The organism is Marinomonas pollencensis, assembly GCF_003387375.1.
In the GTDB taxonomy this organism is placed as follows: Bacteria; Pseudomonadota; Gammaproteobacteria; order Pseudomonadales; family Marinomonadaceae; genus Marinomonas; species Marinomonas pollencensis.
Genome location: NZ_QUNG01000004.1, coordinates 232,932 through 247,123, shown reverse-complemented (window position 1 = coordinate 247,123; position 14,192 = coordinate 232,932). Strand labels below are relative to the sequence as shown.

General features: G+C 44.9%; 13 protein-coding genes. 7 read left to right on the top strand and 6 right to left on the bottom strand.

Translation table 11 applies throughout. The features are described 5' to 3' along the window. Nucleotides 1-46: 46 nt before the first annotated feature. The 4 genes from DFP81_RS07945 to DFP81_RS07930 all read right to left on the bottom strand — a co-directional run bounded on the left by DFP81_RS07945 (nucleotide 47) and on the right by DFP81_RS07930 (nucleotide 6,064). Nucleotides 47-1,561, bottom strand: a complete 1,515-nt coding sequence (locus DFP81_RS07945) for an alanine/glycine:cation symporter family protein (RefSeq protein WP_115897239.1) — start codon at nucleotides 1,559-1,561, stop codon at nucleotides 47-49. Between the two features lie 309 nt (nucleotides 1,562-1,870). Beyond that, nucleotides 1,871-2,563, bottom strand: coding sequence for a 2'-5' RNA ligase family protein (locus tag DFP81_RS07940; RefSeq protein ID WP_115897238.1), 693 nt, complete (start codon nucleotides 2,561-2,563; stop codon nucleotides 1,871-1,873). Nucleotides 2,564-2,803: 240 nt separating this feature from the next. Beyond that, complete coding sequence (locus DFP81_RS07935; protein ID WP_115897237.1) at nucleotides 2,804-4,945, bottom strand: TRAP transporter permease; 2,142 nt, start codon at nucleotides 4,943-4,945, stop codon at nucleotides 2,804-2,806. Between the two features lie 87 nt (nucleotides 4,946-5,032). Then, entirely contained in the window at nucleotides 5,033-6,064 is a 1,032-nt protein-coding gene (locus DFP81_RS07930; RefSeq protein WP_115897236.1) for a TAXI family TRAP transporter solute-binding subunit, read from the bottom strand. Between the two features lie 235 nt (nucleotides 6,065-6,299). Between DFP81_RS07930 and DFP81_RS07925 the strand changes: the two genes are divergently transcribed. From DFP81_RS07925 to DFP81_RS07910, 4 genes are all read left to right on the top strand, one after another. Then, complete coding sequence (locus DFP81_RS07925; protein WP_115897235.1) at nucleotides 6,300-6,938, top strand: HAD family hydrolase; 639 nt, start codon at nucleotides 6,300-6,302, stop codon at nucleotides 6,936-6,938. A gap of 73 nt (nucleotides 6,939-7,011) precedes the next feature. Next, nucleotides 7,012-7,752 (top strand): class I SAM-dependent methyltransferase, encoded by a 741-nt coding sequence (locus DFP81_RS07920; RefSeq protein ID WP_115897234.1) that lies wholly within the window; start codon nucleotides 7,012-7,014, stop codon nucleotides 7,750-7,752. Between the two features lie 93 nt (nucleotides 7,753-7,845). Beyond that, the gene (gene acs / locus DFP81_RS07915; protein WP_115897233.1) at nucleotides 7,846-9,804 is read left to right on the top strand and encodes an acetate--CoA ligase; all 1,959 of its coding nucleotides are present in this window, start codon (nucleotides 7,846-7,848) and stop codon (nucleotides 9,802-9,804) included. Between the two features lie 32 nt (nucleotides 9,805-9,836). Beyond that, nucleotides 9,837-10,490 (top strand): LuxR C-terminal-related transcriptional regulator, encoded by a 654-nt coding sequence (locus DFP81_RS07910; protein ID WP_115897232.1) that lies wholly within the window; start codon nucleotides 9,837-9,839, stop codon nucleotides 10,488-10,490. Here the strand turns inward: DFP81_RS07910 and yidD are convergent. Further along, complete coding sequence (yidD, locus tag DFP81_RS07905) at nucleotides 10,487-10,735, bottom strand: membrane protein insertion efficiency factor YidD (protein ID WP_115897231.1); 249 nt, start codon at nucleotides 10,733-10,735, stop codon at nucleotides 10,487-10,489. The genes DFP81_RS07910 and yidD overlap by 4 nt on opposite strands. Nucleotides 10,736-10,800: 65 nt before the next feature. On the opposite strand from yidD, the gene DFP81_RS07900 reads away from it, so the two are divergent. Together DFP81_RS07900 and DFP81_RS07895 are read left to right on the top strand one after the other, a co-directional pair. Then, entirely contained in the window at nucleotides 10,801-11,670 is an 870-nt protein-coding gene (locus tag DFP81_RS07900; protein WP_115897230.1) for a prephenate dehydratase, read from the top strand. A 181-nt stretch (nucleotides 11,671-11,851) separates the two neighbouring features. Next, nucleotides 11,852-12,655, top strand: a complete 804-nt coding sequence (locus DFP81_RS07895; protein WP_115897229.1) for a glycosyltransferase family 32 protein — start codon at nucleotides 11,852-11,854, stop codon at nucleotides 12,653-12,655. Nucleotides 12,656-12,733: 78 nt separating this feature from the next. Here the strand turns inward: DFP81_RS07895 and DFP81_RS07890 are convergent, their stop codons facing one another. Then, entirely contained in the window at nucleotides 12,734-13,498 is a 765-nt protein-coding gene (locus DFP81_RS07890) for an alpha/beta fold hydrolase (protein WP_115897328.1), read from the bottom strand. Between the two features lie 84 nt (nucleotides 13,499-13,582). Between DFP81_RS07890 and DFP81_RS07885 the strand changes: the two genes are divergently transcribed. Beyond that, the gene (locus DFP81_RS07885) at nucleotides 13,583-14,188 is read left to right on the top strand and encodes a CDP-alcohol phosphatidyltransferase family protein (protein ID WP_115897228.1); all 606 of its coding nucleotides are present in this window, start codon (nucleotides 13,583-13,585) and stop codon (nucleotides 14,186-14,188) included. Nucleotides 14,189-14,192 lie beyond the last annotated feature (4 nt).

The window sequence follows — 14,192 nt, the reverse complement described above, 5'->3', positions numbered from 1 at the left end:
CGATTAGGATTAGCCCTTTTTATTTAACAAGAATTAGCAATAGGCGCTATTTATTTTTCGCGTCTTCTGCTTGTTGTTTCTCGTAACGCTGTTCCCAGAAATCCGCGCCTTTAATGCCAAGTGCTTTCGGGTTGAAGGTGTATTTTTTAACACCTTCTGCTTTTTGACGTTCGTAGTCACGCAGTGCTTTCATGGTAGGTTTTGCTAGGAAGAAGATCACTAAAATACCGACAATGTTAATCCATGCCATCAAGCCGACACCTACATCACCTAGGTTCCAGATGTAACCTGCGGTGTTAACGGTACCGTATGCGACCATGAACATGATCAATAATTTCACTAGGGTTAGTGGAATATTGAATTTCAACGCACGACGCAAGTAAGCAACGTTGGTTTCTGCAATGTAGTAGTACGCCAAAATAGTGGTGAAGGCGAAGAAGAACAAGGCGATGCCCACGAACATAGGACCGACGCTACCAAATACACTTGCCAACGCCATTTGGGTAAAGGCTGGAGAGGAAATGATAGTAGAAGGGTCAACGTTCTGAACGATGAATTGTCCGTCTGCTAAGCTGCCTTGTACATTGTATTGTTGAGTGATTAGAATCATCAATGCCGTAGCAGTACAAATGAATAAGGTATCAACATACACAGAAAAGGCTTGAACTAGACCTTGTTGTGCTGGGTGTTGTACTTCTGCCGCTGCAGCAGCGTGAGGGCCAGTACCTTGACCTGCCTCATTAGAATAGACGCCACGTTTTACACCCCAACCAATCGCCGCACCAAAACCTGCCTGAGCGGTAAAAGCATCAGAGAAGATCAGTTTGAAAATGTCAGGCACTTGATGGATGTTTAGGAAGACAACGATCAACGCCATCACAATATAACCAAGCGCCATGAAAGGCACGATGATCTGAGTGAAGTTTGCAATGCGTTTGATGCCACCAAAAATGATGAAGGCCAAGACCAGTAAGATCACCGCCAAGGCCACCAATTTGGTAGAGCTAACATCGCCAAAAGCACTGGATACTAGGTTACCTGGGCCGAAAATCTCAACCACCGCATTCCCCACGGCGTTGGCTTGAATACCAGGCAAGAAAATACCACAGGCAATGATAGAAGACAGAGCGAACAACACACCCAACCAACGCCAGCCTAGGCAACGGTCGAAGTAATAGGCAGGACCACCACGGTATTGGCCATCTTCACTGACTTTATAAAGCTGACCCAATGTAGATTCTGCGTACGCTGTGCTAGCGCCTAAAAACGCCACCACCCACATCCAGAAAACGGCACCTGGGCCACCAAAGCCAATGGCAGCGGCAACACCTGCGATGTTACCGACACCAACACGACCAGATAAAGACACTGCGAGGGCTTGAAAAGAGGAAATGCCCTTGTCTGATTGATTTGAGTTAAGCAGTAAGCTACACATTTCTTTGAAATGCCTAACTTGAGCGAAGCGGGTAAGGATGGAATAAAATAATCCTGCGCCAAGGCACAGATAGATTAAAACTGGACTCCAAATGGCTCCATTTAAGAAATCAATGAATGCTTGCATATGATGTTCTCCAAAGTGATTGCTTGGTAAGCATTGTTATAATTTTCGCAACGGCTTATTAGGTGCTAATAATCCAAAGGGCTTCTATCAGCAAGTCATTATCTTGAGGGAAAGATATCAATGAGTTGAATTGCTAAGCAGAAAAGCGGTAGCAATCTAGCATGAAAAATGGAAATGAAAAAGTAAATCGGAGTTTCTTGATAAAATTAGTGTTTTTTCTGATAAAACAACAAGGTGTGGATGTTTTTTAAGCAGCCCTGAAAAGCAAGAAGCAGCAATAGGCTGCTCCTTGCGGTTAACGAGGATAGGCTATTTAAAATAGTAGTGTGCAATGACTTCTTTCTGTTGTCCCCATTGGTCAGATATGCCGATTCCAACGCCTATGATTTGGCCTTTGGCCATAGGTGGGTGTGTTTTCATCATGCTATGAAAGGCGGCTAATTTTGGGCTAGTTTCATTCGCCAGTAGCGTTAAATGGGGTTGGAAGTTTTGAAAAACGTTAGGGCTGCCATAACGTTTAAATGCAGCGAGTTTATTGGGAAAGTTTTTTACCCAAGTAGGAAGAGACGCCTGTTGATTTCTCATTGGTTCGAGCGCCAGTGTGATTTCGTCAGCAAGCCTTTGTAGCCGACCCGAAGGTGAGATATCAATAAAAGCCCACTGGCTTTGAGTGACGGTAAAGCCTTGGGCTTGAATAGGAAAGGCTTGAAAGCGAGCCACAACTTTTGCAACGGCCTGCTTGATGGATTGCTCTGAACCTTGTGGGTAGTCTGTCAGGTATAAAGTTGCGTGGACTGGAAATCCTTTTTCATAAAAACTGGTAATACCCTGTTTTTTTAGGCCCTCGCTGGTCTCTTGGACTAAGTCTATGATCGGCTGAGAGGGAATGGCAAAGACATTAAAGCTAACAGATTGGTTTGCTGCATGGGCAGAAAAAGGCAGTAGGCTAAGGAGAAAAGTCAGTACGAATGTGAGTGGCGTGAAGGTGCGTGTCCTAATCATAAATGAGGTCCTTTTACATTATTGATAAGCCAACAGAAGGCGAGATTCAGTGGGTCATAATAACCAGTAAAGCAGAGCTTAATGAAGTCTAAATGACACGCGAACCTCAGCTTTTAGGTTGATCCTCTAGAGGGCGTGGGAATGAGCAATAAAAAGCCGGTTTTCACTGACTGACCTGTTGATAAGGCCTGCAGTAAAAACCGGCGGTTGGTAGCCAACTTGTTTGTGCTAAGTTCGCTCCTAAGAAGCCGTCAGGGCGTTACTTTTAGCGTAGCTTCTATTGCCAATAATAAATATGACTAAGAAGATAACCAACCCGACTATTTGCAACCAAATATCAAAGTATGGCCACAGCATTAATACTGAGGCAGCTAACGCTAATATTCTGGCTGGAATAGAAAGTTTGTCTTCTAAATACCCTTCCATGGCAGCCACTAACGCATAAAGGCCGAAGATGGCGAACAAGGTTAGACGAATCAGAGTTTCTGTATCGCCGCCAATCAATGGTGTGTAAGCCATCAACAGTGGCACGATATAGAGTCCTTTGGCGAGCTTCCAAGCCATCATACCAGTACGCATTGGTGGGGTTTTCGCAATGGCCGCAGCGGCAAATGCGGTTAAACACACCGGAGGCGTCACATTACTGTCCTGGGACAACCAGAATATGATCATGTGTGCGGTAACCAAGATCATGGCCACATTGTTTGCGCCCAGCGCTTGATCCATCAGCATACCTTTAAAGTCTGCTGGAACCTGTGCTAGCAAGGCGGCAGCTTGTTCCATCGGCATGCCTTGAGCCAGTTGTGCAATGGCGCCAGGATCGACCAACATAAAGACGGCAGTAGCGGCTTGAGGCAAGTTACCACTGCTCATCATTTCTAATAATTGGCTTTCGGCAATTAGGTTAAAAATAGCAGGAGCAGATAGTGTTCCTAAGACAATATAAGATGCAGTAACAGGCAGCCCCATCCCCAATACTAATGAGGCAATGGCCACCAATACTAAGGTTAGGAACAAGCTACCGCCAGCCCAATCGGAAATCATAATTGAGAAAGTGTTGCCCACACCAGTGGTGCTGATGACATTCACAACCAAACCGATACCGATAAGCAGAACCGCGGTTGTTGACATGTTTTTAGCGCCTTGAGCCATGGCGTCTAAAATGGCAACAGGGCCCATTTTATGGCTCTTTGAAAGCCATGAAGAGACAATAACGGCCAGAATACCTAGACCTGCAGCATAGGTTGGTGTGAAGCCTTGGACGAGCAAGGTTACCAATACAGCCAATGGCAGAATGTTATGCCAACCTTCTTTTAATACCTGTGAAATCGGTGGGCCATCTTCTTCAACAGAAGTGACATTTTGTCGTTTAGCTTCAACTCGGACAAAAAAACCGACCGACAAAAAGTAGAGAATAGCTGGGATAGTTGCGACACCAATAATGGTGACGTAGGACACTTGGGTATAAGACGCCATGATAAAGGCGCCCGCGCCCATAATAGGAGGCATCAGCTGTCCACCGGTGGAGGCAGCCGCTTCAATGCCCGCGGCGAAGCGTGCAGGAAAGCCAGCTTTGCGCATCAGTGGGATAGTAATCACACCGGTGGAGACAGTGTTGGCCACGGAAGAACCTGATACAGAACCCATCAAACCGGAGCCTAATACAGCGACAAAGCCTGGTCCGCCAATCATCTTGCTGGCCAATGAACGGGCTAAAGCGATGATAAAGTCGCCAGCACCTGATTTCACCAAAAAGGCACCAAAGAGGATAAACATGAAGACAAAGCTCCATGAAATCCGAGAAATAGAGCCGAACATACCGTCGGTACTAAAGAAGCTTCGGTAAAGCAGGGTTTCAAGGCTTAGGCCAGGGAAGGAGAAGGGCCCACCAATCCATTTTCCCCATAACACCACATAGGTAAGCGCGACAAGAATGAGAAAAGGAATGAACCAGCCACTGGTTCGGCGTATGAGTTCCAAGGACAGTAATACTGCAATGCTGGAGACAATCCAGTCACTGGTGTCGAAGGTGACACCGCGGGCGTACAAGGCGTCTTCAAAAAAGACGATGTAGAGCACCATCCCGATCAGGGCTAACACGATCAGAATGTCAAAAAATAGGGCGATTTTACTATCGCGCCACTTTGGGTTGGCTGGAATCAATAATGCACACAAGGCGCCAAAGCCGGCAAAGTGAAAAGCGGAGATTCTTAGTTCAGGTAAGGTGCCTATAGTATTGATATAAATATGGGCAACGGCAAGAAATATAGACAAGGCGAAGACAAAGCGTGTCAGCCAAGTACCGTCGCGGTGTTTGGTTTCGAATTCTTCTAAATTGATATCATTCTCGGAGGAATCTATCGAATCTTTTGAAGCGGTCATAAAACAGCTACCTTTGTACAAACAGGAGGAAAGCAGAAAGCAGGGGGCAGTATCGCCTCATCGAGGCGATACTGCCGAAGGGTTTAATTATTCAATAATCAGGTCTGCTGGGATTTTAATCCCTTGTTCGCGGTAATAGCGAGCAGCGCCTGGGTGCAGTGGGACTGGTAATCCTGCAATGGCTTTTTCAAGTGACATCACCGCCGTTGCTTTATGAATTGCGCTTAGGTAGCCTAAGTTTTCATATAACGCTTTTGTTAGCTGGTACACGTCCTCGTCTGACACATCAGCACGTGTTGCTAAGAAGTTAGGTTGAGCAATGGTATTAATTGGTTTGCTTTGACCTGGGTAAGTATTGGCCGGTACGACATAACGGGTCCAGAGATTGTAGTTGCCATTGGCTTCTTTCACTTGCTCGTCAGTGAAATCCAAAACGGTAACATTGTCGCCACCTAATGACGCGTACAAACGAGTCACCGCACTAACTGGTACGCCAGCTGGTGTATTCATGCCATCGATGTTGCCGTTTTGCATGGCATCAGCGCTGGCGCCGTAGCCCATGTAGGCCAAGCTAAAGTTGTCAGGTTGAATGCCTAACCCTTTAAAAATTTGACGGCCTGAGCCTTCAGTACCAGAGTTTTTTGGACCAATCGAGAATTTGTTGTTAGTACCTTCGATTCCTTTTAGGTCTTCAATGGTGCCTGTTTTAACTAGATTAGATCTTACTGAGAAATGCTCAACGTTTTGCCATAACATAGAAACAGAGCGCAATTCCGTCTGTTTGCCTGATTGGGTTAATGGGCCTTCGCCGTTCCATGCCCAAGCGCCGTAAAGGCCTTGTAGAATGGCAAATTGTGCTTGGCTTTCTCTAAGTAGTTTGATGTTTTCGCCTGACCCTGCTGAGCTAATAGCGGACAAAGACATGCCAAATTTAGGCTCTAGCTTTACTTTACTAAGGGTGGCGATAGCAACACCTACTGGATAATAGGTTCCGCCAGTGGAGGCGGTTGCAAGAATGTAGTTTCTATTGTCTGCCGCGATACTGTTGCTTGCTGTTAAGGCAATGGTTGCGGCAGTGGCTGTAGAGAGAATCGTTTTTGTAAAAAATCCCAGTTTCATTTTATTTTTCTCCTTGGAGAGAGTCTTATTAGTTATTCTTGTTAAGGTTTTGCTCACGGCACTCATTTCGTCAAGTACAAAATTGGACGCTTTATGATTACAGGGTAGTCACTTATGGCTGAAGTGGACTGCAGTTTGTAAAAAAAATTCAATGAATAGGCCGTAATAATACTTGGGGCTTGTTTTATTATGCACATTTATTCCGTTTTTATAACCAAGTGTAAGGGGATTGTCCATGAAAAATGCAAATATCAAGGTCGTGATGTTTGATTTAGGAGGGGTGTTAGTCGACCTTGGTGATGTGAGTCAAATGCACGATATGCTAAATACTGAAGGTGAAGAGTCTGAGGTGTGGCTAAAGTGGTTGCGTTCTCCTACCGTGGCGGCGTTTGACTCAGGCAAAATCAGCTTTGATGAATTTGCCAAGCGATTACCAGAAGAAGTAGGCAGTTCAGTGGCTGTAGAGACCTTCAAGCAGGCCTTTCAAGCGTGGCCAAAAGGCTTATTTGCAGGGGCTTTAGATTTAGTAAGATCGGTAAAGCCACAATATCACCGAGCGATTTTATCGAATACTAACGCCGCCCATTGGTCTCGTCTAATGAACGAAATGGCGCTTGCGGGAAATTTTCACAGTTATTTTGCATCGCATTTGATAGGGTCGGTAAAGCCGGATCGCGCTATTTATGATTATGTGCTTGATGCGTTACAAGTCGCGCCAGAAGAAATCCTGTTTATCGATGATAATCAGGTGAATATTGATACAGCGCAATTAATGGGCATTCAAGCGTATCGGGTGAAAGGGGTTGAGGAAGCAAAAAAGGTATTAAATTCCTATAATGTATTACAGAAATACGCGGTACTTGCGGAAAAATAATAACATATTGCGCTCCTTTGACAGGACGTCATTGTCGTCGAGATAGCAAAATAATTTGAATAGGGTATTTCTTATGCGTTCTTTTGATGGGCAATCTTCAGGTATTTATTCACGAGTCCGACCGACCTACCCTGCGGAGCTGTATTATTGGCTTTCGCAGCAGGTTAGCACCCCTGGAACAGTTTGGGATGCGGCATGTGGTACGGGTCAAGCTTCGATTGATTTGGCAGCGTATTTCGATCAAGTAGAAGCGTCAGATATTAGCGAATCGCAAATTGCAGAAGCTACCCCACATCGCAAAGTCAATTACAGTGTCTTTCCTTCGGAAAAAACCGAATACCCAGATAATCATTTTGATGCGGTATGTATTGGCCATGCTTTGCATTGGTTTGATTTAGATTTATTTTGGCAAGAAGTGCGCCGGGTGCTTAAACCTGGTGGGCTTTTTGTCTGCTGGGGCTACAACTGGTTCACACTTGGTGAGCCAGAAGATGTAGTGATTAAAGAGCATGTATTGCCGTTACTGTCTGCCTATTGGCCGGTGAAAAGTCGTTTGTTGTGGAACCAGTATCAGGATATTTCGTTTCCTTTTGAAGTGATTGAAGTGCCTGAATTTGATTTGTATTGTAATTGGTCTGTTTCTCAAACTATGGACTTTATTCGCTCATGGACAGCTGCCCAGCTGAGAATCCAAGATGAAGGCGATGATTTTTTAGTCGAGGCGGATCAAAAGTTGCGTTCGGTATGGAGTGACCCTTCCCATAAGAAACAAGTCACGCTGCCCTTTTTTGTTAGGGCAGGGCGAATGAAATAATGAACGTTAAGACTAAAGTGGAATAGATCATAGAATTTAGCAGGCTATAGTAGCGTAAGCATCCTTAAAATAACTTTAAAAATGGAGCGAGTTATGACGTCATTATACAGTGATAAAGCTAATGAAGTGGCTAATAACGCCACGGTCAGCCAAGCAGAATTCGAAAAACGCTACCAAGAATCGATTCAGAACCCAGAAGCATTTTGGGCCAAAGAAGGTCAGCGTTTAGATTGGATCGCCCCTTATACTAAGGTAAAAAATACCTCTTTCGAACGGGGTAATGTCAGCATAAAATGGTTTGAGGATGGCACTCTTAATGTCGCCCATAACTGTATCGATCGTCATTTAGCAAAGCACGCCAATAAAGTAGCCTACTACCTTGAGGGTGATGAAGAAAATTCAGATAAAACGGCCATTACCTACCAAACATTACACGATGAAGTGGCTCGTTTCGCTAACCTACTAAAGCGCCAAGGGGTCGGCAAGGGTGACCGGGTCGCCATCTATATGCCGATGATTCCTCAAGCCGTTTATTGCATGCTAGCCTGTGCGCGCATTGGCGCTATTCATTCCGTTATCTTTGGTGGTTTTTCGGCTCATGCCATCGCCGACCGTCTTAATGACTGCCAGGTCAAAGTGGTTGTTACCGCCGATGAAGGTCGCCGTGCGGGCAATACAATACCGTTGAAACATAATGTGGATATGGCGCTAGAAAACAATGCTTGCCCGTCTGTCGAAAAAGTCATTACCTATCGCCACACGAATAAAGAGGTATCTTGGTTCGAAGGACGTGATCTAGATTGGGCGCAAGAAGTAGAAAACGAAAGCACCGAGTGTCCAGTTGAGCCAATGAATGCGGAAGATCCTTTGTTTATTTTGTATACCTCAGGATCAACCGGTAAGCCAAAAGGGGTGGTGCACACAACCGGCGGGTATCTAGTGTATGCCGCGATGACTCATGAACTGGTGTTTGACCTTAAACCAGACGATGTCTACTGGTGCGCTGCAGATGTCGGTTGGATTACTGGGCACAGCTACATTGTGTATGGACCTTTGGCTAATGCAGCCACCAGTATGTTGTTTGAAGGTGTGCCAACTTACCCTGATTCAGGACGGATTGGACGTGTCGTTGATAAATTCAACGTGACTATTTTATATACCGCGCCGACCGCCATCCGTGCCTTGATGTCTAAAGGTGAGGAGGCTACCTCTACCAGTAAACGGGACTCGTTACGAATTTTGGGCAGTGTGGGAGAGCCAATTAACCCTGAAGCCTGGTCTTGGTATTACACAGAAATTGGCAACGCATCTTGTCCTGTGGTGGACACTTGGTGGCAAACCGAAACCGGCGGCATGATGATGACACCGCGTATCGTACAAACCGATATAAAGCCAGGCTCTTGTACTGGACCTTTGTTTGGGGTGCAACCAGCATTGTTAGACGCACAAGGGGTAGTGCTAGACGATCAGGGGGTCAAGGTCGAAGGTGGTCTGGTTATTACCGACTCTTGGCCAGGCCAAGCGCGTACGGTTTATGGCGATCATGAGCGCTTTGAGCAAACCTACTTTAGTACTTTTGAAGGCATGTATTTTACCGGCGATGGGGCTTGTCGAGACGAAGATGGCCATTATTGGATAACCGGTCGAATGGATGATGTGTTGAACGTTTCTGGACATCGCTTAGGAACAGCAGAGATTGAAAGTGCGCTGGTGGCTCATCCTGCGGTTGCCGAAGCGGCTATTGTTGGCTACCCCCATGATATTAAAGGCCAGGGAATTTATGTTTATGTGTCCTTGGTGGACGGGACAGAGCCAAGCGATGACTTAATGAAAGATCTGAAGCAGTTTGTGCGCAAAGAAATTGGCCCGATTGCGACCCCAGATTTGATTCAATGGGCAACCAAAGGCCTGCCAAAAACACGATCAGGTAAAATCATGCGTCGCATCTTGCGTAAGATTGCAGCGAATGAGCAAGACCAGTTAGGAGACACAAGTACCTTGGCTGACCCAAGTGTGGTTGATGATTTGATTGATAACCGTTTAAATATGTGATCTTAATAACACTTTAAAAAAAAGAGTCGTTAGTGATTTCACTTATTATTGCAGATGATCATCCTCTGTTCCGTAGTGCCTTAAGCAGTGCACTAGGAGCAGAGATGAAAGGGATTTCTATAGCAGAAGCTTATGATCTGGATTCCACTTTGAGCTGTTTACAGCAAATGGAGGATGTGGATCTGCTGCTGTTGGATTTAAATATGCCTGGTAGTGGTGACTTATTTGGCTTGATTCGTATTCGTACGGATTTTCCTGATATACCGGTTGCTGTCATTTCCGGCAGTGATGATGCAGGCATGGTGGCTAAAGTGATCGAAGCTGGTGCCCTTGGGTTTATCCCTAAGACCAGTGAACCGGTAATTTACAGCAATGCGATTAATGCAATTTTAGCTGGGGATATCTGGCTACCTAAGTATCTCGAGTCTGAGCTACAAGGCATGCCTAAACCGGATTTGAGCATGCAGCATCGTGTGGCAGAGCTCACACCACAGCAATATAAAGTGTTGTGTTATTTGCATGAAGGACTGTTGAATAAGCAGATTGCCTATGAGCTATCGATTTCTGAAGCAACCGTCAAAGCCCACATTACGGCAATATTCCGTAAGCTTGAGATTAATAACCGTACCCAAGCGGTGTTGGTGGCCAGTGATCTGAAGTTACAGATAGGCAACCAGAAAACCTAGCTTTCCTCTTTCTCTTTTTGGCAGTGGCGACAGGAAGGGACAGGGTCTATCCCGCCTTCATGCCATGGGTGGCATTTTGCCAATCGTCGTATACCTAAATAGATTCCCTTGATAATTCCGAAGCGCTCAATGGCTTCTATCATATAGCGAGAACAGCTTGGGTAAAATCGACAATTATTGCCAAGCAAGGGGCTGATCAAAAACTGGTAGCCTTTGATGAGCTTAATAAAGAAGGTTTTTATCATAAGGTTGCTTTGTCTTTTAAAACGCGTTTTAGTGTTTGTTTTCACCCATATAAAACGACTATACCATGCCAGAACAAATGACACATTTCGATGCCACTCAGATAGTTGCCTATCAAGGCGAACCTGGTGCCTATTCGCATTTAGCGTGCAAACACACCTTCCCAGATTGGAAAATGGCCAACTGTGCCACCTTTGCAGATGCCTTGCACATGGTAGAACAAGGTGACGCCTATTATGCGATGATTCCAGTGGAAAACTCTACTGCAGGTCGCGTAGAGGAGATTTACCGTGAATTAAAGCGTACTCAGCTGTATGTGGTGAAAGAGCATTTTGAACCGGTAAATCATTGTCTGATGGCGCGCCATGGGATGACACTAGAGCAGGTAGAGAGGATTGGCAGTCATCCACAAGCATTGGCGCAATGCGATACTAATATCAAAGCATTAGGGGCAAAAAATCTTGCCATGTACGATACCGCGGGCGCGGCAAAACACCTTGCTGAGCAAGCTGAGGAAGGATTAGCGGTTATTTCCTCTGAACTAGCGGCTGAACTGTATGGGCTGAATATCTTAAAAAACCATTTTAATGATACTCAAGGCAACACAACGCGCTTTTTAGTGTTTGCTAAGCAGCAAAAAATGCCTGCTTTTGAACCCCAGAAAACCTACATTACTTCGTTTATGTTTCGCGTACGCAATATTCCAGCCGCGCTATATAAAGCCATGGGTGGTTTTGCCACTAATGGAATTAATATGTTGAAGTTAGAGAGTTATATGGTGAATGGGCACTTTACCGCGACTCAATTTTACGTTGATGTCGAAGCGCATTTTCAAGACCCTGCGATGCAGGTGGCATTGGAAGAGTTACGCTTTTTTTCCGAAGAAATTCGCATGTTGGGCACTTATTATGCCGATGAGTATCGTTGCCAAGACTGACGAGCAACAGTGTGCTGTAACACAGTCAATCTCTACGGAGGCTACTTCATTTCATCAATCTGTAAGAAAGCCATGTTACCTATGTAGTTAAGCGGGTATGAATGCAGTCTGCTGGTAGGCCATTTTAGGCTCAGTATTATGTGCGCAACCCATATTTAGAACGACTGCATAGGTCTAGCTGATGAGTAAATTCTTTAAGATGGTTGTTAACCGTAGCATTCGGTTAGTGGGTAATTTGGTGAAAGCCTTTTCTTACCTGTTTCACCTTGTCTTCCCGAACCTTCGTTTTGTTATTCCTGAATATTCAAAAGCGAAGCTAACGTCTCGACATCGCTCTGCCATCCCTAATGTTATTTGGCAAACAAACTACTCGAACCGTTGTACTTTACCTGTGTATGTTAATTACCTTTTTAATCGACTTATGTCGTTGGATTGCGATTATCGCTATGTGAGTACTGAGGCTCGGGAAGCTTTCCTGCGTGATCATGCCCCTGCGGATGTCTATCATGCCTATCTAAAGCTCAATGACGGGGCTGCACAGGCAGATTTATGGCGGGTTGTGAACTTGCATTTGAATGGCGGAATTTATATGGATATAGATGCGTCCTTGGTGTGGCCAATTAGTCAGACTTTAAAGCCTGAATACGATGCTTTCTATATCAAGTTCAAAAAGAACAACACGCAATTTACCAATTTCTTTTTGGCTACAAAACCTGGAAATCAACACTATCAGCAGGTGATAGAAAAAATCGTGTCTAATATCACCCATTATCATGCTTTGAAAAAGAAAGGCGTTTACAACACAACAGGCCCAACGGTGTTAAATCATGTTCTAGAGGGGGAGCAAGTACACAGTTCGCCGCGGGGCTATGTTTGCATTCAAGGAGCTTTCACTAATGAGTATTTTCAGTATCTTGATAAACCGAAAGGTAAGTGGACGCATTTGCATGATGACGATTTGATTAAGGCTGTGTCTAATCGTTAAGCCGTATTCCCCTTGCTGTCGTTAAAAGCGCCCTGATAAACAGGGCGTTTGTCGTTGTATTGCACCCTCAGTTTATCATTATTTGCTTAAAAAACGCTTCACTAAGCCGGTAAAGGCTGCGGGTTTCTCTGCGTGCAACCAGTGTCCTGTTGCAGGGATCATTTTGAATTCAGCGTTAGGAAAAAGTGTCATAATCGCACTTTGGTAATCGGCAATGATGTAGTTGGACTTCTCGCCCTTGATAAAAAGGGTCGGAGTATCGATAGCAGCAACGATTTCTGGTTTTTTAAGAATGGTCGGATAACTGTTAGCAATATTGTCGAGAGAGATCATTAATCTTAACCCCTCTTCTTTTTTTGTAAGATTTTTCAGTAAGAACTGTCTAATAGGTAGGCTTGGTTCAAATTGAGCCAGAATGGTATCTGCTTGTTTACGGGATTGAATATCGGCTTGGTTAATCGCTTTGAGTCCTTTGATTATCTCGGTATGACCAGGTTGATAATCGACTGGGGAAATGTCTGCGATGATTAGCTTAGTTATTTGATTAGGCTGGGCCATAGCGGCCATTTGCATGGCAACTTTACCGCCCATTGAATGTCCGAGCAGGCAGAACGACGTCAGTTTCGTTGAGTTCGCCCAGTCTAGAATAGCCGTCGCCATTTTAGGGTAGCTTGCATCTTCAAGGGGAGAAGAGTGTCCGTGATTGGGTAAATCTAGGCAGTAAACAGTGAAGTGTTCAGTAAGTGATTGCGCGATAGAGTGCCAGTTGTCTGCGTTGCCAAAAAGACCATGAATGATGACAAGAGCTGGGCCAGCTTCTCCGTATTGTTTTGCGTGTATCATAATAACCTTATTGTTCAACATCAAATTTAACCTATTGTAGCAAGTCTTTAGACGCTTCGCTGCCATTCAAACAAGGCACTTTTTATGCTAGATACTTTTTTTATTCGTACGTTAAAACAACCGTTGGCGCGCTTGGCAAAGGGGTTAGATGGTTTGGGCGTGACGGCCAATGGCATTACTCTAGTGGGTTTTTTGTTTGGCATAAGTGTGTTGCCAGCCTTGTATTATGAAATGACATTTTTGGCTTTATTACTGGTTCTTATTAACCGTGCAATGGATGGTTTGGATGGTGCGGTGGCACGCATTCAAGGGCCGACGGACTTGGGTGGTTATTTAGATATCACGTTGGACTTTATCTTTTATTCCGCAGTGGTGTTTGGTTTTGCCTTGCTGAACCCTGCTGAAAATGCGCTGGCGGCGAGCTTTTTGATTTTTGCTTTTATGGGTACGGGAAGCAGCTTTTTGGCCTTTGCCATCATGGCGGAGAAGCGCAATATTGAGCGTTTGGATTACGGTAAAAAATCGTTGTATTTTTTAGGCGGGTTAACCGAAGGTACAGAGACCATCTTGTTCTTAGTGCTGATTTGCTTACTGCCTAATTACTTCTCAGTACTGGCTTATGTGTTTGGTGCAGCGTGTTGGATCACAACGGTAACCCGAATTTACGCAGGTTACCGTACTTTGTCTTAATCAA

Excerpts from the sequence above, each read along its gene's own strand:
- DFP81_RS07945 (WP_115897239.1), bottom strand. The coding sequence starts at position 1,561 with ATGCAAGCATTCATTGATTTCTTAAATGGAGCCATTTGGAGTCCAGTT.
- DFP81_RS07940 (WP_115897238.1), bottom strand. The coding sequence starts at position 2,563 with ATGATTAGGACACGCACCTTCACGCCACTCACATTCGTACTGACTTTT.
- DFP81_RS07935 (WP_115897237.1), bottom strand. The coding sequence starts at position 4,945 with ATGACCGCTTCAAAAGATTCGATAGATTCCTCCGAGAATGATATCAAT.
- DFP81_RS07930 (WP_115897236.1), bottom strand. The coding sequence starts at position 6,064 with ATGAAACTGGGATTTTTTACAAAAACGATTCTCTCTACAGCCACTGCC.
- DFP81_RS07925 (WP_115897235.1), top strand. The coding sequence starts at position 6,300 with ATGAAAAATGCAAATATCAAGGTCGTGATGTTTGATTTAGGAGGGGTG.
- DFP81_RS07920 (WP_115897234.1), top strand. The coding sequence starts at position 7,012 with ATGCGTTCTTTTGATGGGCAATCTTCAGGTATTTATTCACGAGTCCGA.
- acs (WP_115897233.1), top strand. The coding sequence starts at position 7,846 with ATGACGTCATTATACAGTGATAAAGCTAATGAAGTGGCTAATAACGCC.
- yidD (WP_115897231.1), bottom strand. The coding sequence starts at position 10,735 with ATGATAAAAACCTTCTTTATTAAGCTCATCAAAGGCTACCAGTTTTTG.
- DFP81_RS07900 (WP_115897230.1), top strand. The coding sequence starts at position 10,801 with ATGCCAGAACAAATGACACATTTCGATGCCACTCAGATAGTTGCCTAT.
- DFP81_RS07895 (WP_115897229.1), top strand. The coding sequence starts at position 11,852 with ATGAGTAAATTCTTTAAGATGGTTGTTAACCGTAGCATTCGGTTAGTG.
- DFP81_RS07890 (WP_115897328.1), bottom strand. The coding sequence starts at position 13,498 with ATGATACACGCAAAACAATACGGAGAAGCTGGCCCAGCTCTTGTCATC.
- DFP81_RS07885 (WP_115897228.1), top strand. The coding sequence starts at position 13,583 with ATGCTAGATACTTTTTTTATTCGTACGTTAAAACAACCGTTGGCGCGC.